This is a genomic window from Hydrogenophaga sp. L76, assembly GCF_057654755.1.
Genome location: NZ_CM172807.1, coordinates 3,891,920 through 3,911,137 on the forward strand (window position 1 = coordinate 3,891,920; position 19,218 = coordinate 3,911,137).

Annotated in this window: 18 protein-coding genes; all 18 read left to right on the forward strand. The window is 63.7% G+C overall.

Translation table 11 applies throughout. The features are described from left to right. Positions 1–170 precede the first annotated feature (170 nt). The 18 genes from AC23D4_RS18905 to hisA all read left to right on the forward strand — a co-directional run bounded on the left by AC23D4_RS18905 (position 171) and on the right by hisA (position 19,216). On the forward strand, positions 171–4,949 hold the full coding sequence (locus AC23D4_RS18905) for a glutamate synthase-related protein (RefSeq protein ID WP_472889130.1): 4,779 nt from the start codon (positions 171–173) through the stop codon (positions 4,947–4,949). 32 nt (positions 4,950–4,981) lie between these two features. Continuing rightward, on the forward strand, positions 4,982–6,448 hold the full coding sequence (locus AC23D4_RS18910; RefSeq protein ID WP_472889131.1) for a glutamate synthase subunit beta: 1,467 nt from the start codon (positions 4,982–4,984) through the stop codon (positions 6,446–6,448). A gap of 77 nt (positions 6,449–6,525) precedes the next feature. After that, positions 6,526–7,341: an ABC transporter ATP-binding protein gene (locus AC23D4_RS18915; RefSeq protein WP_472889132.1), complete on the forward strand. Its 816-nt coding sequence runs from the start codon at positions 6,526–6,528 to the stop codon at positions 7,339–7,341. Next, on the forward strand, positions 7,338–8,120 hold the full coding sequence (gene mlaE / locus AC23D4_RS18920) for a lipid asymmetry maintenance ABC transporter permease subunit MlaE (protein ID WP_305360197.1): 783 nt from the start codon (positions 7,338–7,340) through the stop codon (positions 8,118–8,120). The genes AC23D4_RS18915 and mlaE overlap by 4 nt, the downstream gene beginning before the upstream one ends. 18 nt (positions 8,121–8,138) lie before the next feature. Then, complete coding sequence (mlaD, locus tag AC23D4_RS18925) at positions 8,139–8,618, forward strand: outer membrane lipid asymmetry maintenance protein MlaD (protein ID WP_472889133.1); 480 nt, start codon at positions 8,139–8,141, stop codon at positions 8,616–8,618. Positions 8,619–8,803: 185 nt separating this feature from the next. Continuing rightward, complete coding sequence (locus AC23D4_RS18930) at positions 8,804–9,403, forward strand: MlaA family lipoprotein (protein WP_487623646.1); 600 nt, start codon at positions 8,804–8,806, stop codon at positions 9,401–9,403. 131 nt (positions 9,404–9,534) lie between these two features. Continuing rightward, complete coding sequence (locus AC23D4_RS18935) at positions 9,535–10,170, forward strand: MlaC/ttg2D family ABC transporter substrate-binding protein (protein WP_472889229.1); 636 nt, start codon at positions 9,535–9,537, stop codon at positions 10,168–10,170. Between the two features lie 4 nt (positions 10,171–10,174). After that, positions 10,175–10,471, forward strand: a complete 297-nt coding sequence (locus AC23D4_RS18940) for an STAS domain-containing protein (protein ID WP_472889135.1) — start codon at positions 10,175–10,177, stop codon at positions 10,469–10,471. Positions 10,472–10,634: 163 nt separating this feature from the next. Then, positions 10,635–11,654 carry an ABC transporter ATP-binding protein gene (locus tag AC23D4_RS18945; protein ID WP_472889136.1) on the forward strand — a complete coding sequence of 340 codons (1,020 nt, stop codon included), beginning with the start codon at positions 10,635–10,637 and terminating at the stop codon, positions 11,652–11,654. Continuing rightward, positions 11,651–12,406 (forward strand): ABC transporter permease, encoded by a 756-nt coding sequence (locus AC23D4_RS18950; RefSeq protein WP_472889137.1) that lies wholly within the window; start codon positions 11,651–11,653, stop codon positions 12,404–12,406. The genes AC23D4_RS18945 and AC23D4_RS18950 overlap by 4 nt, the downstream gene beginning before the upstream one ends. A 14-nt stretch (positions 12,407–12,420) precedes the next feature. Beyond that, positions 12,421–12,657 (forward strand): BolA family protein, encoded by a 237-nt coding sequence (locus tag AC23D4_RS18955; protein ID WP_472889138.1) that lies wholly within the window; start codon positions 12,421–12,423, stop codon positions 12,655–12,657. A 131-nt stretch (positions 12,658–12,788) separates the two neighbouring features. Further along, positions 12,789–14,057 (forward strand): UDP-N-acetylglucosamine 1-carboxyvinyltransferase, encoded by a 1,269-nt coding sequence (gene murA, locus AC23D4_RS18960; RefSeq protein WP_472889139.1) that lies wholly within the window; start codon positions 12,789–12,791, stop codon positions 14,055–14,057. After that, positions 14,054–14,707, forward strand: a complete 654-nt coding sequence (gene hisG, locus AC23D4_RS18965; RefSeq protein WP_472889140.1) for an ATP phosphoribosyltransferase — start codon at positions 14,054–14,056, stop codon at positions 14,705–14,707. The genes murA and hisG overlap by 4 nt, the downstream gene beginning before the upstream one ends. After that, positions 14,704–16,047: a histidinol dehydrogenase gene (gene hisD / locus AC23D4_RS18970; protein WP_472889141.1), complete on the forward strand. Its 1,344-nt coding sequence runs from the start codon at positions 14,704–14,706 to the stop codon at positions 16,045–16,047. The genes hisG and hisD overlap by 4 nt, the downstream gene beginning before the upstream one ends. Then, entirely contained in the window at positions 16,044–17,144 is a 1,101-nt protein-coding gene (gene hisC, locus AC23D4_RS18975; protein WP_472889142.1) for a histidinol-phosphate transaminase, read from the forward strand. Before hisD ends, hisC begins: the two co-directional genes overlap by 4 nt. A 5-nt stretch (positions 17,145–17,149) precedes the next feature. Next, positions 17,150–17,767, forward strand: a complete 618-nt coding sequence (gene hisB, locus AC23D4_RS18980) for an imidazoleglycerol-phosphate dehydratase HisB (protein WP_472889143.1) — start codon at positions 17,150–17,152, stop codon at positions 17,765–17,767. Positions 17,768–17,789: 22 nt separating this feature from the next. Continuing rightward, a complete protein-coding gene (gene hisH, locus AC23D4_RS18985; RefSeq protein ID WP_472889144.1) occupies positions 17,790–18,452 on the forward strand; it encodes an imidazole glycerol phosphate synthase subunit HisH in 663 nt (220 codons plus the stop codon). A gap of 23 nt (positions 18,453–18,475) precedes the next feature. Beyond that, positions 18,476–19,216: a 1-(5-phosphoribosyl)-5-[(5-phosphoribosylamino)methylideneamino]imidazole-4-carboxamide isomerase gene (hisA, locus tag AC23D4_RS18990; RefSeq protein ID WP_472889145.1), complete on the forward strand. Its 741-nt coding sequence runs from the start codon at positions 18,476–18,478 to the stop codon at positions 19,214–19,216. The last annotated feature ends 2 nt before the right edge of the window (positions 19,217–19,218 follow it).

Sequence of the window (19,218 nt, forward strand, 5' to 3'; positions counted from 1 at the left end):
ACCTATATCTGAAGTGATGTTGATGTGTCCCCATTTTATTCATGAGTCGTTTTTATGCTTATTAAATAGAATCTGACCCCATTTATTCAGCTTGGCATTTTTGTTGCATTGCACTAAGCTCTGCACCCGCGAATTTTGTTTTCATGCCCTCGAACCGAGAAGGAAGCGCCATGACCACGGCAGCCGAACAGCAGCATCTCCAGCAACAGGGTCTGTACGACCCGTCCAACGAGCACGACGCCTGTGGCGTGGGCTTTGTCGCTCACATCAAGGGCGAGAAGAGCCATGCCATCGTGCAGCAGGGTCTGAAGATTCTTGAAAATCTGGACCACCGCGGTGCAGTGGGCGCCGACAAACTGATGGGTGACGGCGCCGGCATCCTGATCCAGCTGCCCGATGCGCTCTACCGCGAAGAGATGGCGGCGCAGGGCATCACGCTGCCGCCGCCCGGCGAGTACGGCGTTGGCATGATCTTCATGCCCAAGGAGCACGCCTCCCGCCTGGCCTGTGAACAGGAAATGGAACGCGCCATCGCTGACGAAGGCCAGGTGTTGCTGGGCTGGCGCGATGTGCCGGTCAACAAAGACATGCCGATGTCGCCCACCGTGCGCGAAAAGGAGCCCATCCTGCGCCAGGTGTTCATCGGGCGCGGCAACGACGTGATCGTGCAGGACGCGCTGGAGCGCAAGCTCTACGTGATCCGCAAGACCGCCAGCGGCCACATCCAGTCGCTCAAGCTCAAGCACAGCAAAGAGTATTACGTGGTGAGCATGAGCAGCCGCACCGTGATCTACAAGGGCCTGCTGCTGGCCGACCAGGTGGGCACGTATTACAAGGACCTGCAGGACATCCGCTGCGTTTCGGCCCTGGGTCTGGTGCACCAGCGCTTCTCCACCAACACCTTCCCGGAGTGGCCACTGGCCCACCCGTACCGATACGTCGCGCACAACGGCGAGATCAACACCGTCAAGGGCAACTACAACTGGATGAAGGCCCGCGAAGGCGTGATGTCTTCACCGGTGCTGGGTGCCGACCTGCAGAAGCTCTACCCGATCAGCTTCGCCGGTCAGTCCGACACAGCCACCTTTGACAACTGCCTCGAACTGCTGACCATGGCGGGTTACCCGCTGGCGCAGGCCGTGATGATGATGATTCCCGAACCGTGGGAACAGCACACCACCATGGACGAGCGCCGCAAGGCCTTCTACGAGTACCACGCAGCCATGATGGAACCCTGGGACGGCCCGGCCTCCATCGTGTTCACCGACGGCCGCCAGATTGGTGCCACGCTGGACCGCAACGGCCTGCGCCCCTCGCGCTACTGCATCACCGACGACGACATGGTGATCATGGGTTCCGAGTCGGGCGTGCTGCCGGTGCCGGAAAACAAGATCGTGCGCAAGTGGCGCCTGCAGCCTGGCAAGATGTTCCTGATCGACCTCGAACAGGGGCGCATGATCGACGACGAGGAACTCAAGGCCAACCTCGCCAACACCAAACCCTACAAGCAGTGGATCGAGAACCTGCGCATCCGCCTGGATGACGTGGAGACGCCGGTCGCGGGTGAAGCCGCGCAGGAGCTGCCTATCGGCCAGACCGAACCGCAGTCCACCGGCGCCGAGAGCGTCACGCCCGAGTTGCTGGACCGCCAGCAGGCCTTTGGCTATACGCAGGAAGACATCAAGTTCCTGCTCAGCCCCATGGCTGCCAACGGCGAAGAGGGTATTGGTTCCATGGGCAATGACAGCCCGCTGGCTGTGTTGTCCGACAAGGACAAACCGCTCTACAACTATTTCAAGCAGTTGTTCGCGCAGGTCACGAACCCGCCGATCGACCCGATCCGCGAGGCGATCGTGATGTCGCTGGTGTCCTTCATCGGCCCCAAGCCCAACCTGCTGGACATCAACCACGTCAACCCGCCGATGCGCCTGGAAGTGAGCCAGCCGGTGCTGGACGTGGCCGACATGGCCAAGCTGCGCGACATCGAGGGCAAGACCCAGGGCAAGTTCCGCAGCCACACGCTGGACATCACCTACCCGGTGTTCTGGGGCCGGGAAGGCGTGGAAGCCAAGCTGGCGTCGCTGTGCGCCGAAGCGGTGGATGCGATCAAGAGCGGTCAGAACATCCTGATCATCAGCGACCGCGGCGTGAGCGCCACGCAGGTGGCGATTCCCGCACTGCTGGCGCTGTCCGCCATCCACCAGCACCTGGTGCGTGAGGGCTTGCGCACGTCGGTGGGCCTGGTGGTCGAGACCGGCACCGCGCGCGAAGTGCACCATTTCGCCGTTCTGGCCGGCTACGGTGCCGAGGCCGTGCACCCCTTTCTCGCGATGGAAACCCTGGCCGCGATCTGCAAGGACCTGCCGGGCGACCTGAGCGCTGAAAAGGCGATCACCAACTACGTCAAGGCCATCGGCAAAGGCCTGTCCAAGATCATGTCCAAGATGGGCGTGAGCACCTACATGTCGTACTGCGGCGCCCAGCTGTTCGAAGCCATCGGCCTCAACAGCGAAACGGTGGACAAGTATTTCTCCGGCACGTCCAGCCGCGTCGGCGGCATCGGCGTCTTCGAGATCGCCGAAGAAGCCATCCGCATGCACAAGGCGGCCTTCAGCGACAACCCGGTGCTCGCCACCATGCTGGACACCGGCGGTGAATACGCCTGGCGTGCCCGCGGCGAGGAGCACATGTGGACGCCCGACGCCATCGCCAAGCTGCAGCACAGCACGCGCGCCAACAACTGGAACACGTACAAGGAGTACGCCCAGATCATCAACGACCAGAGCAAGCGCCACATGACGCTGCGCGGCCTGTTCGAGTTCAAGATCGATCCGTCCAAAGCCATCTCCATCGACGAGGTCGAGCCGGCGAAAGAGATCGTCAAGCGCTTCGCCACCGGCGCCATGTCGCTGGGCTCCATCTCCACCGAGGCGCACGCCACGCTGGCTGTGGCCATGAACCGCATCGGCGGCAAGAGCAACACCGGCGAAGGCGGTGAAGACGCACTGCGCTACCGCAACGAACTCAAGGGCATCCCGATCAAGCAGGGCCAGACCATGTCCGACCTGCTGGGCAAGGACACCTTCGAGGTCGACTACGTGCTGCAAGACGGCGACTCGATGCGCTCACGCATCAAGCAAGTGGCTTCGGGCCGCTTTGGTGTCACCGCTGAATACCTGAACAGCGCCGACCAGATCCAGATCAAGATGGCCCAGGGTGCCAAGCCCGGCGAAGGTGGCCAGCTGCCCGGTGGCAAGGTGTCGGACTACATCGGCAAGCTGCGCCACAGTGTGCCCGGTGTGGGCCTGATTTCGCCTCCGCCGCACCACGACATCTACTCGATCGAAGACCTGGCCCAGCTGATCCACGACCTGAAGAACGTGGCGCCGCACAGCTCCATCAGCGTGAAGCTGGTGTCCGAGATTGGCGTTGGCACCATCGCCGCTGGCGTCGCCAAGTGCAAGGCCGACCACGTGGTGATCGCCGGTCACGACGGTGGCACGGGTGCATCGCCCTGGTCGTCGATCAAGCACGCGGGTTCGCCCTGGGAAATCGGTCTCGCCGAAACCCAGCAGACCCTGGTGCTCAACCGCCTGCGCAGCCGCATCCGCGTGCAGGCCGATGGCCAGATGAAGACCGGCCGCGACGTGGTCATCGGTGGCCTGCTGGGTGCCGATGAATTCGGTTTTGCCACGGCGCCGCTGGTGGTCGAGGGCTGCATCATGATGCGCAAGTGCCACCTCAACACCTGCCCGGTGGGTGTGGCCACGCAGGACCCGGTGCTGCGCAAGAAATTCACCGGCAAGCCCGAGCACGTCGTCAACTACTTCTTCTTCATCGCCGAAGAAGCGCGCCAGATCATGGCGCAGCTGGGCATCCGCAAGTTCGATGACCTGATCGGCCGTGCCGACCTGCTGGACACCAAACAAGGCATCGAGCACTGGAAAGCCAAAGGCCTGGACTTCAGCCGCCTGCTGGCCATGCCGGCGGTGCCCGCCGACGTGCCGCGCCTGCACACGCAGAACCAGGAACACGGTCTGGAGAAGTCGCTCGACAACATCCTGATCGCCAAGAGCCGCCCCGCCATCGACAAGGGCGAGAAGGTGCGCTTCATGGAAGCGGCGCGCAACGTCAACCGCTCGGTGGGTGCGATGCTCTCCGGCGCCGTGACCCAGGTGCACGCCGAAGGCTTGCCCGACGACACGATCCACATCCAGCTCGAAGGCACCGGCGGCCAGTCGTTCGGCGCCTTCCTGTGCAACGGCATCACGCTGTACCTGATCGGCGAGGCCAACGACTACACCGGCAAGGGCCTCTCCGGCGGCCGCGTGGTGGTGCGCCCGAGCCTGGACTTCCGCGGCGTGGCGACGCAGAACATCATCGTGGGCAACACCGTGATGTACGGCGCCACCAGTGGCGAAGCCTTCTTTGCCGGCGTGGCCGGCGAACGCTTCGCGGTGCGCCTCTCGGGCGCCACCGCGGTGGTGGAGGGCACGGGTGACCACGGTTGTGAATACATGACCGGCGGCACCGTGGCCGTGCTGGGCAAGACCGGCCGCAACTTTGCCGCCGGCATGAGCGGTGGTCTCGCCTACGTGTACGACGAAGACGGTCAGTTCGCCAAGCGCTGCAACACCGCCATGGTCAGCATGGAAAAGGTGCTGAGCACGGCCGAGCAGGAAGCCACGATGGACAAGGCCATCTGGCACCGTGGTCTGAGCGACGATGCGCAGCTGAAGAAGCTGCTCGAAGACCACAACCGCTGGACCGGCAGCAAGCGCGCGCGCGAACTGCTCGACACCTGGGTCGAGTCGCGCGGCAAGTTCGTGAAGGTGTTCCCGAACGAATACAAGCGCGCCCTGGGCGAGATCAACGCCCGCAAGACGGCCGCCACCGCCACCACCAAAGCCCAGGGCACGGCGAAGCAGGCCACGGCCGCCGCCAAATAAGCCCAGACACACGGATACGAAGGACCAACATCATGGGAAAAGTCACCGGCTTCATGGAATACGAGCGCCTGGAAGAGGGCTACAAGCCCGTGCCCGAGCGCCTGAAGCACTACAAGGAATTCGTCGTCGGCCTCGATGACAGCCAGGCCAAGGTGCAGGCCGCGCGCTGCATGGACTGCGGCACGCCGTTCTGCAACAGCGGCTGCCCGGTCAACAACATCATTCCGGACTTCAACGATCTGGTTTACCAGGCCGACTGGAAGAACGCGATCACCGTGCTGCACAGCACCAACAACTTCCCCGAGTTCACCGGCCGCATCTGCCCCGCGCCCTGCGAGGCCGCCTGCACGCTGAACGTGAACGGCGAGGCAGTGGGCATCAAGTCCATCGAACACGCCATCATCGACAAGGCCTGGTCCGAAGGCTGGGTGCAGCCGCAGCCGGCCAGGATCAAGACCGGCAAGAAGGTCGCCGTGGTCGGCTCCGGCCCGGCCGGCATGGCCGCCGCCCAGCAGCTGGCGCGCGCGGGTCACGACGTGACCCTGTTCGAAAAGAACGACCGCATCGGTGGCCTGCTGCGCTACGGCATCCCCGACTTCAAGATGGAGAAGAGCCACATCGACCGACGTGTCGAGCAGATGAAGGCCGAAGGCGTGGTGTTCCGCACAGGCGTCATGGTCGGCGAACTGCCCAAGGACAGCAAGGTCACCAACTGGGCCAAGGAAACTGTCACGCCCGAACAGCTGCAGAAGGACTTCGACGCCGTTGTACTGACTGGTGGCTCCGAGCAGAGCCGCGACCTGCCGGTGCCCGGCCGCGACCTGGACGGCATCCATTTCGCGATGGAATTCCTGCCGCAGCAGAACAAGGTCAACGCGGGCGACAAGCTCAAGGGCCAGCTGCGCGCTGACGGCAAGCACGTGATCGTGATCGGCGGTGGCGACACCGGCAGCGATTGCGTGGGCACCAGCAACCGCCACGGCGCGGTCAGCGTGACCCAGTTCGAGGTGATGCCCCAGCCGCCCGAAGAGGAAAACAAGCCGCTGGTATGGCCCTACTGGCCGCTCAAGCTGCGCACCAGCTCCAGCCACGAAGAGGGCTGTACCCGCGAGTTCGCCATTTCCACCAAGGCCTTCAAGGGCGAGAAGGGCAAGGTCACCGGGTTGACCACCGTGCACGTCGAAATGAAAGACGGCAAGCTGGTTGAGATTCCCGGAACCGAAAAGCACTACAAGGCGGACATGGTGCTGCTGGCCATGGGTTTCGTGAACCCGGTCGCCAGCATCCTGGACGGCTTCGGGGTCGAAAAGGACGCCCGCGGCAACGCCAAGGCCAGCACCGACTTCACCGGTGGTTACGCCACCAATGTGCCCAAGGTGTTTGCGGCCGGTGACATGCGCCGCGGCCAGAGCCTGGTGGTGTGGGCGATCCGAGAAGGCCGTCAGGCTGCGCGCTCGGTGGATGAGTTCTTGATGGGGTTCTCCGACCTGCCACGTTGATCCCCAGGGTTTCCTCGCTATGAAAAAGGGAGAGATCGACCCGCGTGCGACAATGCGCAGTCATTTTTCCTGGCCCCATGAGCGAATCCACCTTCATTGAAATTGATCATGTGACGTTTGGCTACGACAGCCGCCGAACCATCCTGAACGACATCTCGCTGCGATTTGTGCGCGGAAAGGTCACGGCGGTGCTCGGTGGTTCCGGCTGCGGCAAGACGACCTTGTTGCGCCTGATTGGCGGCGTGCATGCCCCCAACAGCGGGCGCGTGGTGTTTGATGGCGAAGTCGTGAACACGGGTGACAAGCGCCAACTGTTCCGTCTGCGCCGCCGACTGGGCATGTTGTTTCAGTTCGGCGCCTTGTTCACCGACCTCTCGGTGTTCGACAACGTGGCTTTTCCGTTGCGTGAGATGACCGATCTGCCGGAGTCGCTGATCCGCGACATCGTGCTGATGAAGCTGAACGCGGTGGGTCTGCGGGGTGCGGCGGGGCTGCGCATCAGCGAGGTGTCGGGCGGCATGGCGCGACGCATCGCCCTGGCGCGGGCCATTGCGCTGGACCCCGAGCTCATCATGTACGACGAGCCCTTCGCCGGGCTGGACCTGGTGTCCATGGGTGTCGCGGCCAAACTGATCCGCACCTTGACCGACGTGACCGGGGCTACCACCCTGCTGATTTCGCACGATGTGCCCCAGTGCATGGCAATCAGCGACTGGGTGGTGCTCATGGCCACGGGCGGACGCATCGTGGCCCAGGGCACGCCGGCCGAGCTGATGGCCAGCACCGAGCCAGAGGTGCGGCAGTTTGTGCGTGGCGAGCCCGATGGCCCGGTCAAGTTCCACTATCCGGCGCCGCCGGTGGCGGTGGACTTCGGTCTGGAGGCTTCACGATGATGAACCCGCTTCAGCAGCTGGGTCGCCGCGCCCTGGATGTTTTCATGGCCTGGGGTCATGGCGCCTTGTTTTTCATTGAACTGATCAAGGCCGTGCCCGCTGGACTGGTCCGTTTTGGCCTGGTCGTGACGCAGATCCACGCGATTGGCAACCGCTCACTGGTCATCATCCTGGCCTCGGGCCTGGCGGTGGGCTTCGTGCTGGCACTGCAGCTCTACAACACGCTCACCAATTTTGGCGCCGCCGAGTCCCTGGGGCTGGTGGTCAACCTGTCGCTGGTGCGCGAACTCGGGCCCGTGGTCACAGCGCTGCTGTTCGCCGGCCGCGCAGGCACCTCGCTCACCGCCGAGATCGGCCTCATGAAGGCGGGCGAGCAGATCGCTGCCATGGAGTTGATGGCGATCGATCCGCGCAAGCGGGTGCTGGCACCACGCTTCATCGCCGGTGTCATCGCAATGCCCTTGCTGGCGGCATTGTTTTCGGCCATTGGCATTCTGGGTGCCTGGGTGGTCGCCGTGGGTTTGATCGGCATCGATGCTGGCAACTTCTGGTCGATCCAGCAAAACGGAGTGGATGTGTGGCGCGATGTCGGCAACGGTGTGGTCAAGAGCGCCGTGTTTGGCGTCATCTGCACGGCCGTGGCCTTGTACCAGGGCTATGAGACCGAAGCCACGCCCGAGGGCGTGGCCTATGCCACGACGCGTACCGTGGTGACGGCCTCGCTGGGTGTGCTGGCGATGGACTTCATCCTCACCGCCCTGATGTTTTCGACCCCCTGATTCTTGAGCAGCTGACGTATGAACAAAAGAAGCACTGAAATCCTGGTTGGCCTGTTTGTCGTGCTCGGCGCGCTGGGCCTGCTGTTCCTGGCCTTGAAGGCCGCCAACCTGGGCAGCTTCTCCAACGGAGGTGAGACCTACGTGGTGCAGGCGCGGTTTGACAATATCGGGGGGCTGAAAGCGCGCGCGCCGGTGCGCTCCGCCGGGGTGAATGTCGGTCGGGTCACCAGCGTCGTGCTGGACACACAGACCTACCAGGGTGTGGCCACCATGGAGATCAACCAGAGCGTGTTGTTCCCCAAGGACTCGTCGGCCAAAATCCTCACCTCCGGACTGCTCGGAGACCAGTACATCGGCATCGAGCCTGGTGGCGATACCAACAACCTCGCGGGTGGTGACGTGATCACACAGACCCAATCCGCTGTGGTGCTCGAAAATCTGATCGGACAGTTTCTGTTCGACAAGGCTGCCGGCGGTGGCGAGAGCAAGGCTCCGTGAGTGTTGATCCGTTCAGGTGCATCATCTGAAGCAGGGAGCAAAACATGAAGAACAGAAATCTTGGGCCTTTTTCGGGTGCACCGTATCGCTGGGCATCTGCTGCATTGGTGTGTCTGGCGTTGACCGGTTGTGCCACGGGGCCGAATGCGAATCCACGTGATCCCTGGGAGCCGTTCAACCGCCAGGTGACCGAGTTCAACGACGCGGTGGATGGCGCGTTGCTCAAGCCGGTTGCTACGGTTTACCGCGACATCACACCCGACCCGGTGCGGACCGGCGTGAACAACTTCTTTGAGAACCTGCGCGACGGCTGGTCGTTCATCAACGCGTCGCTGCAGTTGCGACCACGCGAAGCCGCCGAGAATTTCATGCGCTTCAATGTCAACACCTTCTTCGGTCTCGCCGGGGTGCTGGATATCGCGTCCGAGATGGGCATTGAGCGCACGCGGCTTGATTTCGGGCAGACGCTGGGTCGCTGGGGCATCCCTTCGGGTCCTTACCTGGTGCTGCCAATCTTCGGACCCTCGTCGGTGCGGGATGCGGCGGGCTTCAGCATCGAGGCACGCGGGGACCTCGTGCAGAGGCTTTCGAATGTGTCATTGCGCAACTCGCTGTACGCGCTGCGGGCCGTGGAAACGCGTGCCAACCTGTTGCGGGCCACCACCATGCTCGACGGGGCTGCACTGGACAAGTACAGTTTCACCCGCGATGTGTACCTGCAGCGCCGTGAAAGCCAGATCGAAGACCTGAAAGACAAGGGCATCGGTTTGCAGAACAACGACTGACTACACACCGATACCAAACACTTACAGGCCGGACACACAAACGGGGAACCGCTGTTCTAAAGTCTCCTCTCACGTGGGATGACGGTTCTCCAGTCCGGTGGACCACCGCTACAAAGAAGGAATTTCAGATGATGCAACGTCGCCAATGGATATCCCGTTTGCTCGCAACCGGTGCCCTGCTGGTCAGCTCGCTGGCTGTCACACAGGCTTTTGCCGACGGTGAAGCACCCGATGTGCTGGTCAAGCGCATTTCTGGCGAGGTCATGGATGCCGTGAAGGCCGATGATGCGATCCAGAAGGGGGATGTCGGTCGCATCGTGACCTTGGTGGACACCAAGATCATGCCGAACGTCAACTTTTCCCGCATGACCTCGTCGGCTGTCGGGCGCTACTGGCGCCAGGCCACGCCTGAGCAGCAGAAGCAGCTGCAGGACGAGTTCAAGATATTGTTGGTGCGCACCTATGCCGGGGCCCTGGGTGAAGTCAAGGACCAGACCCTGAGCTTTCGCCCCCTGCGTTCACGACCCGAAGATACCGAGGTGGTCGTGCGTTCCGAAGTGCGTGGACGGGGCGAACCCATCCAGCTGGACTACCGGCTGGAAAAGACGCCACAAGGCTGGAAGATTTACGATCTGAACGTGTTGGGTGTCTGGCTGGTGGAGACGTACCGCTCCCAGTTCGCGCAAGAAATCAGCAGCAAGGGCATTGATGGCCTGATCGCCACGCTGTCCCAGCGCAACAAGGCCAGCGCGCCCAAAGCGGGTTGAACACATGAGCGACGACAGCATGGTGTTGGCTGATGCGGCCCGGTTGCCGCAGAGGCTGACGCTCAATGAGGCGGTGCAGACGCTGGAGCAGCTCGACACCGCGCTGGCCCGGCAAACGCCAACGACTTTGCAGATCGATGCGAGCGGCCTGGAGGTGTGTGACTCATCGGCTGTTGCCGTTTTGCTGGAACTCCGCCGGCGGCTGATGGCGCAAGGCAAGACCCTGCAGGTGCATCACATCCCTCAACGTTTGCGCGATCTCGTGGGGCTGTACGGCATGAGCGAGTTGTTGCCCGGCTGAGGGTTGCGGGCGAACCGTTTTCGGCAAGCCCGATGGCATGAACGGGCTTGGCTGTTGGCCCTGTGTCCGATGTGCTGCTGCGCGCAGGCTTAAAATATCCTGTTGTCCCACCATGATCAGATGTCCTGGTCAGGGCCGGTGATCTCGTGGTCCCGCACCCTCCATGCCCGCAGTTTCCTTTCAGAACGTCTCCAAGATCTATCCTTCCTCCCGCGGCGACCTGCATGCGCTCAAGGCGGTGTCCTTCGACATCCAGCCCGGTGAGTTTTTCGGGCTGCTGGGTCCCAACGGAGCGGGCAAGACCACCCTCATCAGCATCCTGGCCGGGCTGGCTCGCGCCACCGGTGGTCGCGTGCTGGTGAAAGGACACGATGTTCAAACCGACTACCAGGCTGCGCGCCGCGCCCTTGGCGTGGTGCCGCAGGAACTGGTGTTCGACCCGTTTTTCAACGTGCGTGAGGCGCTGCGTTTACAGTCCGGTTATTTCAGCATCCGCCACAACGACGCCTGGATCGACGAGCTGCTTGACGGGTTGGGGCTGGCCGACAAAGCCGGCGCCAACATGCGCCAGCTTTCGGGCGGCATGAAACGCCGGGTGCTGGTGGCGCAGGCGCTGGTGCACAAGCCGCCGGTGATCGTGCTCGACGAACCCACCGCGGGTGTGGATGTGGAGCTGCGCCAGACACTGTGGCAGTTCATTTCCCAGCTCAACAAGCAGGGCAGCACGGTGCTGCTGACCACCCACTACCTGGAAGAAGCCGAGGCGTTGTGCAACCGTATCGCCATGCTCAACCGTGGCGAGGTGGTGGCGCTGGACCGAACTTCCGAGCTGCTCAAGCGTGCGGCGTCGAATGTTCTGCGTTTCAAGACCGATGACGCGCTGCCCGACGATCTCGCGGTGATGGCCAGGGTGACCGGGCGCGTGGTGCAACTGCCGGCCAACGACGCGATCGCGGTCGAGCGCATTCTGGCCAGCGTGCGTGAAGCCGGTGCGCGCGTTGAAGACATCGAGATCCGCAAGGCCGATCTGGAGGATGTGTTCCTGGAGGTGATCGAAGGCAGCAATTCGGCGCACCGTGCTCAGGAGGGGGTTCTGCCGCCGGGCCTCCCCAAGGTGGGACGTACCTCCCTGGGGGGCCGAGAGGACACGTCAGTGCCGAATGTGGGGGCACCGTCACCATGACCGGCTGGCAAATGCTGTTCTACAAAGAGATCCTGCGCTTCTGGAAGGTGGGTTTCCAGACCGTGGCTGCGCCGGTGATCACCGCCATCCTGTACATGATGATCTTCGGCCACGTGCTGGAAGACCGGGTGCAGGTGTACGGTTCTGTGAATTACACGGCGTTCCTGCTGCCGGGTCTGGTGATGATGAGCGTCTTGCAGAACGCATTCGCGAACAGCAGCAGCTCGCTGGTCCAGAGCAAGATCATGGGCAATCTGGTGTTTTTGCAGCTCACGCCGCTGTCGCACCGCGCGTGGTTCGTGGCCTATGTGGGTTCGTCCGTGGCGCGTGGCCTGGCCGTCGGGGTCGGTGTGATGCTGGCTACCTGGTGGTTTGCCCGACCCACCTTCGAGGCCCCGCTGTGGATTCTCGTTTTTGCGCTCCTGGGAGCAGGCCTGTTGGGTGCCCTGGGACTGATCGCCGGCCTGTGGGCGGAGAAGTTCGACCAGATGGCCGCCTTCCAGAACTTCATCATCATGCCCATGACCTTCCTCTCGGGCGTGTTCTACTCCATCCATTCACTGCCAGACTTCTGGCAGACCGTGAGCCACCTCAACCCGTTTTTCTACATGATCGACGGCTTCCGCTATGGGTTCTTTGGCGTCAGCGACGTCTCACCCTGGGTGAGCCTGGGTCTGGTCGGGGGTGCGTTCGTTCTGGTCAGTGCCGTGGCGCTGCACCTGCTGCGCATCGGCTACAAAATCCGCCACTGATTTCATCGAATGCCATGACCGCTGACCAATTGCAACAACTGATCGCCGCCGGCCTGCCCTGCGAGCACCTTGAAGTCACCGGCGATGGCCGCCACTGGGCGGCCGTGATCGTGTCGCCCGAGTTCGAAGGCATGCGCGCCATTGCCCGGCACAAGCGGGTGTACGCCACGCTGGGCGAGCGCATCCAGAGCGACGAGGTGCATGCCCTGTCGATGAAGACCTTCACACCCGCCGAGTGGGCCAAACAATGACCCCACTGCGCCGCTACGCGTCACCCCCCGGGGGGCGTCATCCGCAGCCCGGCAGAGCCGGTTCTGCGGTGACCCGGACCGGAGCGGTGCTGTTGTCGCTGGCCGGTACCAACTGAAAGACATCTCCCCCCATGGACAAACTGCGCATCACCGGTGGCCGCCCCCTCAATGGCGAAGTGGTCATCTCCGGCGCCAAGAACGCTGCCCTGCCTGAGTTGTGCGCCACCTTGCTCACCGCCGAGCCGGTGACGCTGACCAATGTGCCACGGCTGCGCGATGTGGCCACCATGCGCCTGTTGCTGGACAACATGGGCGTGCAATCCGAAACCCACGGCGAACGCGGGGGCATGACTTTCCAGGCGCCCGATTCGCTCAAGGCTGAAGCGCCCTACGAACTGGTCAAGACCATGCGCGCTTCGGTGCTGGTGCTGGGCCCGCTGCTGGCGCGCTTTGGCCACGCCAAGGTGTCGCTGCCCGGTGGCTGCGCCATCGGCTCGCGCCCGGTGGACCAGCACATCAAGGGCCTGCAGGCCATGGGCGCCGAGATACAGGTCGAACACGGCTACATGGTGGCCCAGCTGCCGGCAGGCAAGACGCGCCTGCACGGTGCGCGCATCGCCACCGACATGGTCACCGTGACCGGCACCGAGAACTTCCTCATGGCCGCGGCGCTGGCCGAAGGCGAGACGCTGCTGGAAAACGCGGCCCAGGAGCCCGAGATTGCCGATCTGGCCGAAATGCTGATCGCCATGGGTGCGAAGATCGAAGGTCACGGCACCAGCCGCATCCACATCCAGGGCGTGGACCGCCTGCACGGCGCTTCCCACCAGGTGGTGGCCGACCGTATCGAGGCTGGCACCTTTCTGTGCGCCGTGGCCGCGACGGGGGGCGACGTGATCCTGCGTCATGCGCGCGCCGAGCACCTGGACGCAGTGATCGACAAGCTGCACGAGGCGGGTGCCGAGATCGAGGCCGGCGACGGCTTTATCCGCGTGCGGGCTTCGGGCCGCCTGAAGGCTCAAAGTTTCCGGACCACCGAGTACCCGGGCTTCCCGACCGACATGCAGGCGCAGTTCATGGCGCTCAATTGCATCGCCACCGGTTCCAGCAAGGTGACCGAAACGATTTTTGAAAACCGCTTCATGCACGTCAACGAGCTGGTGCGCCTGGGCGCGAAGATCCAGACCGATGGCAAGGTGGCGGTGGTCGAGGGCATTGACAGGTTGTCGGGCGCGATCGTCATGGCGACCGACTTGCGCGCGTCCGCCAGCCTGGTGATCGCCGGCCTCGTGGCCGTAGGCGAGACCATCGTCGACCGCATCTACCATCTGGACCGTGGCTACGATCAGATGGAAGAAAAGCTGCGGGGCATCGGCGCCAATATCGAAAGAGTGAAATGATCACCCTCGCCCTTTCCAAAGGCCGCATCTTCGACGAAACCTTGCCGCTGCTCGCGGCTGCGGGCATTGAGGTGCTGGAAGATCCGGAAACGTCGCGCAAGCTGATCCTGCTGACCAACCAGCCCGGCGTGCGCGTGGTGCTGGTGCGTGCCACCGACGTGCCCACCTACGTCGAGTACGGCGGCGCCGATCTGGGTGTGACCGGCAAGGACACACTGATCGAACACGGCGGCCAGGGCCTGTACCAGCCGCTGGATCTGCAGATCGCCAAGTGCCGCATGAGCGTGGCGGTGCGCAATGACTTTGACTATGCCTCGGCCATGCGGCAGGGTTCGCGCCTGAAGGTGGCCACCAAGTACACGGCCATCGCGCGCGAATTTTTCGCCAGCAAGGGCGTGCACGTGGACCTGATCAAGCTCTACGGCAGCATGGAACTCGCGCCGCTCACCGGTCTGGCCGATGCCATCGTGGACCTGGTGTCCACCGGCAACACGCTCAAGGCCAACCAGCTGGTCGAGGTCGAACGCATCATGGACATCAGCTCGCGCCTGGTGGTCAACCAGGCCGCGCTCAAGCTCAAGCAGGCCGCCATCCGCCCCATTCTCGACGCCTTCTCCAGCGCCATCGAAAAAAACGCCGTACCGTCATGAGCCTCACCGCTTCGCCCCTCCGACTGTCCACCACCTCGGCCGATTTTGAGGCGCAGTTTGCCGCCCGGCTCCATTGGTCGGCGGAGACGGACAGCGCGATCGAGCAGCGAGTCGCGGACATCCTGGCCGATGTGCAGCAGCGCGGTGATGCCGCGGTGATGGAATACACCGCACGTTTTGACGGCCTGACGGTGGACAGCCTCCAGAATCTGGAGCTCACCCAGGCCGAACTCAAGGCCGCGTTTCACAGCCTGCCCGCCGCCCAGCGCGACGCACTGGAATCGGCCGCGCGCCGGGTGCGCAGCTACCACGAGGCGCAGAAGAAGGCCAGCGGCGAGAGCTGGAGCTACCGCGACGAAGACGGTACCCTGCTGGGTCAGAAGGTCACGCCGCTGGACCGCGTGGGCATCTACGTACCCGGCGGCAAGGCGGCCTATCCGTCCAGCGTGTTGATGAACGCGATCCCCGCCCATGTGGCCGGGGTGGACGAGATCATCATGGTCGTGCCCACGCCCCGGGGTGAAAAGAACGCATTGGTGCTGGCCGCGGCCTATGTGGCCGGCGTCACCCGCGCCTTCACCATCGGTGGCGCCCAGGCCGTGGCCGCGCTGGCCTACGGCACGGCCACCGTGCCCAAGGTCGACAAGATCACCGGCCCGGGCAACGCCTACGTGGCGAGCGCCAAGAAGCGTGTGTTCGGCACCGTGGGCATTGACATGATCGCCGGCCCGAGCGAAATCCTGGTGCTGGCCGATGGCAGCACGCCGGCCGACTGGGTGGCGATGGACCTGTTCAGCCAGGCCGAACACGACGAACTGGCCCAATCGATCCTGCTGTGTCCGGACGAGGCCTACATAGCCGCCGTTCAGGCCGCCATTGATCGCCTGCTGCCGACCATGCCGCGTGCAGCCATCATCGCCAGGAGCCTGAACGACCGCGGCGCGCTGATCCAGACGCGCGACATGGAAGAGGCCTGCGCCATCAGCAACCGCATCGCGCCCGAGCACCTGGAGGTGTCGAGCAGCGAGCCGCACCGCTGGGAGCCGCTGCTCAAACACGCCGGCGCCATCTTCCTCGGCGCCTACACCAGCGAAAGCTTGGGCGACTACTGCGCCGGCCCCAACCACGTGCTGCCCACCAGCGGCACGGCGCGTTTCTCGTCCCCGCTGGGCGTGTACGACTTCCAGAAGCGCAGCAGCCTGATCGAGGTCAGCGCCGCTGGAGCACAAACGCTGGGCACCATCGCCGCCGAGCTGGCCTATGGCGAAGGCCTTCAGGCCCATGCCCGTGCTGCGGAGATGCGTCTGAACGAAGTGCCCCCCATGCGAGTCGCGAAATGAACGCCATGAACACCCCGAACCCGCTGCGCTTCATCCGCCAGGACATCCAGTCCATGCACGCCTACGCCATCCAGGACTCGGCCGGCATGGTCAAGCTCGATGCGATGGAGAACCCGTTCTCGCTGTCGCCCGAGCTGCAAGCCCAGCTGGGTGCCCGCCTGGGCGCCGTCGCGATCAATCGCTACCCCGGCGGCCGCATCGACGATCTGAAGCAGGCGCTGGCCCGCTACGTGGACCTGCCCGCAGGCTTCGACCTGATGCTGGGCAACGGTTCGGACGAGCTGATTGCCCTGCTGGCGATGGCTTGTGACGTGCCCGGTGCCAGCATCCTGGCGCCGTTGCCCGGTTTCGTCATGTACGCCATGGGTGCACAGCTGCAGGGCCTGGCTTTCCACGGTGTGCCGCTCACGACCGACTTCGAGCTCGATGAGGCCGCCATGCTGGCCGCGATGCGCGCGCACCAGCCCGCCATCACCTACATCGCGTATCCGAACAACCCCACCGCCAACCTCTGGGATGCGGGCGTGATCCGGCGCTTGGTCGCCGAGGCCGCCACCTTCGGCGGGCTGGTGGTGATGGACGAGGCCTATCAGCCGTTTTCCAGCAAGACCTGGCTCGACGAAATTCGAGCCGACCCGGTGGCCAACGCCAACGTGCTGCTCATGCGCACGCTTTCCAAGTTCGGCCTCGCCGGCGTGCGCCTGGGCTACATGCTCGGGCCTCAGACGCTGGTGCACGAGGTGGACAAACTGCGCCCGCCCTACAACGTGAGCGTGCTCAACGCCGAATGCGCGCTGTTCGCACTGGAGCATGCCGATGTGTTCGCGCAACAAGCCGCTCAGATCCGCGAGCAGCGGGCGCTGCTGATCGGCGCGCTGGCCCGCATGCCGGGCGTGACGCCGTTCCCCAGCGACGCCAACATGGTGCTGGCGCGTGTGCCCGATGCACAACGCTGCTTCGACGGTCTGAAGGCGCGCGGCATTCTGGTCAAGAATGTTTCTAAAATGCACCCATCGCTGGCCAACTGCCTGCGCCTCACGGTGGGCACCCCCGCCGAGACCGCGTTACTGATCAGCGCCCTGCAACAAACCCTATGACCGTCATGTCCTCCGTTTCCCCTGCCGCTGCCGCCGACCGAGTGGCCGAGGTCCAGCGCAACACCGCGGAAACGCAGATCAGCGTGCGCATCAACCTCGACGGTTCGGGTGCGGCGAAGCTGTCCACCGGCATCGGGTTCTTCGATCACATGCTCGACCAGATTGCCCGCCACGGGTTGATCGATCTGGACATCCAGGCCCAGGGCGACCTGCACATCGACGGCCACCACACGGTGGAAGACGTGGGCATCACGCTCGGTCAGGCCTTTGCCAAGGCCGTGGGTGACAAAAAGGGCATCCGCCGCTACGGCCACGCCTATGTGCCGCTCGACGAGGCGCTGTCGCGCGTGGTGGTCGATTTCTCGGGCCGTCCCGGCCTGCACATGCGCGTGCCGTTCAAGAGCGGCATGGTCGGCGGCTTCGACACGCAGCTCGCCTTCGAGTTTTTCCAGGGTTTCGTCAACCACGCTGGCGTGACGCTGCACATCGACAACCTGCACGGCGAGAACGCCCACCACCAGGCCGAGACCGTGTTCAAGGCTTTCGCCCGCGCGTTGCGCATGGCGCTGGAGCGCGACACGCGCCTGGGTGACGTGATTCCCTCGACCAAAGGCTCGCTCTGAGTTTTTCTGCTCCCTTGCTCCGATGAAATCCAAGACAGTCGCCGTGGTGGACTACGGCAGCGGCAATCTGCGCTCCGTGTCGCAGGCCGTGGTGCATGTGGCCGCAGGCAGCGGTCTCGATGTGCTCGTCACCTCCGACCCCCAGGCGGTCTTCGACGCCGAGCGCGTGGTGCTGCCCGGGCAGGGCCACATGGCCGACTGCATGAAACAACTGGCCGCGTCCGGTCTGAAAGAGGCCGTGTTGCACGCCGCGGCGAACAAACCGCTCTTTGGTGTCTGCGTGGGCATGCAGATGTTGCTCGACCGCAGCGAAGAAGGTCCGACCGATGGCCTGGGTCTGATTCCGGGCGAGGTGGTGCGCTTCCGCCTCGAAGACCGCCTGCAGGCCGACGGCAGCCGGTACAAGGTGCCTCAGATGGGCTGGAACCAGGTGTTCCACGATCTGGGGCGCGGCGTGGCACACCCCTTGTGGACGGGCATCGATGAAGGTGCGTATTTCTACTTCGTGCACAGCTTCTATGCCCGACCGTCCCATGCACAGCACTGCGTGGGTGAGGCCGACTATGGTGGCCGCTTTGCGGCAGCGATCGCCAGCGACAATATTTTTGCCACCCAGTTTCACCCCGAAAAGAGCGCCGACCAGGGCCTGGCGCTCTACCGCAATTTCCTGTCCTGGAAACCTTAACCGTCCACTTCTTTCCGACCACCATGCTGCTGATTCCTGCCATTGATCTCAAAGACGGCCAGTGCGTTCGCCTCAAGCAGGGCGACATGGACCAAACCACCGTTTTCGGAGAAGACCCCGCCGCCGTGGCCCGTGGCTGGGTTGACAAGGGTGCGCGCCGCGTGCACCTGGTGGACCTGAACGGCGCTTTTGCCGGCAAGCCGAAAAACGAACAGGCCATCCGAGCCATCCTCAAGAGCATCGGTTCGGAGGTGGACGTGCAACTCGGTGGCGGTATCCGTGATCTCGACACCATCGAACGCTACCTCGATGCCGGCCTGCGCTACGTGATCATCGGCACCGCCGCGGTGAAGAACCCCGGCTTTCTGCAGGACGCCTGCACCGCGTTCGGCGGCCACATCATCGTGGGCCTGGACGCCAAGGACGGCAAGGTCGCCACCGACGGCTGGAGCAAGCTCACCGGCCACGAGGTGGTCGATCTGGGCAAGAAGTTCGAAGACTACGGTGTTGAGTCCATCATCTACACCGACATCGGCCGCGACGGCATGCTTTCTGGCATCAACATCGAAGCCACCGTCAAGCTGGCGCAGTCGCTGTCCATACCCGTGATCGCCTCGGGTGGTCTGTCGAACCTGGAGGACATCCGCAAGCTTTGCGGTGTGGAGGACGAGGGTGTCGAGGGCGTGATCTGTGGCCGCTCCATTTACAGCGGTGACCTCGATTTTGAAGTCGCTCAGAATCTTGCTGACGAGTTGAACGGCTGAGC

Excerpts from the sequence above, each read along its gene's own strand:
- AC23D4_RS18905 (WP_472889130.1), top strand. The coding sequence starts at position 171 with ATGACCACGGCAGCCGAACAGCAGCATCTCCAGCAACAGGGTCTGTAC.
- AC23D4_RS18910 (WP_472889131.1), top strand. The coding sequence starts at position 4,982 with ATGGGAAAAGTCACCGGCTTCATGGAATACGAGCGCCTGGAAGAGGGC.
- AC23D4_RS18915 (WP_472889132.1), top strand. The coding sequence starts at position 6,526 with ATGAGCGAATCCACCTTCATTGAAATTGATCATGTGACGTTTGGCTAC.
- mlaE (WP_305360197.1), top strand. The coding sequence starts at position 7,338 with ATGATGAACCCGCTTCAGCAGCTGGGTCGCCGCGCCCTGGATGTTTTC.
- mlaD (WP_472889133.1), top strand. The coding sequence starts at position 8,139 with ATGAACAAAAGAAGCACTGAAATCCTGGTTGGCCTGTTTGTCGTGCTC.
- AC23D4_RS18935 (WP_472889229.1), top strand. The coding sequence starts at position 9,535 with ATGCAACGTCGCCAATGGATATCCCGTTTGCTCGCAACCGGTGCCCTG.
- AC23D4_RS18940 (WP_472889135.1), top strand. The coding sequence starts at position 10,175 with ATGAGCGACGACAGCATGGTGTTGGCTGATGCGGCCCGGTTGCCGCAG.
- AC23D4_RS18945 (WP_472889136.1), top strand. The coding sequence starts at position 10,635 with ATGCCCGCAGTTTCCTTTCAGAACGTCTCCAAGATCTATCCTTCCTCC.
- AC23D4_RS18950 (WP_472889137.1), top strand. The coding sequence starts at position 11,651 with ATGACCGGCTGGCAAATGCTGTTCTACAAAGAGATCCTGCGCTTCTGG.
- AC23D4_RS18955 (WP_472889138.1), top strand. The coding sequence starts at position 12,421 with ATGACCGCTGACCAATTGCAACAACTGATCGCCGCCGGCCTGCCCTGC.
- murA (WP_472889139.1), top strand. The coding sequence starts at position 12,789 with ATGGACAAACTGCGCATCACCGGTGGCCGCCCCCTCAATGGCGAAGTG.
- hisG (WP_472889140.1), top strand. The coding sequence starts at position 14,054 with ATGATCACCCTCGCCCTTTCCAAAGGCCGCATCTTCGACGAAACCTTG.
- hisD (WP_472889141.1), top strand. The coding sequence starts at position 14,704 with ATGAGCCTCACCGCTTCGCCCCTCCGACTGTCCACCACCTCGGCCGAT.
- hisC (WP_472889142.1), top strand. The coding sequence starts at position 16,044 with ATGAACGCCATGAACACCCCGAACCCGCTGCGCTTCATCCGCCAGGAC.
- hisB (WP_472889143.1), top strand. The coding sequence starts at position 17,150 with ATGTCCTCCGTTTCCCCTGCCGCTGCCGCCGACCGAGTGGCCGAGGTC.
- hisH (WP_472889144.1), top strand. The coding sequence starts at position 17,790 with ATGAAATCCAAGACAGTCGCCGTGGTGGACTACGGCAGCGGCAATCTG.
- hisA (WP_472889145.1), top strand. The coding sequence starts at position 18,476 with ATGCTGCTGATTCCTGCCATTGATCTCAAAGACGGCCAGTGCGTTCGC.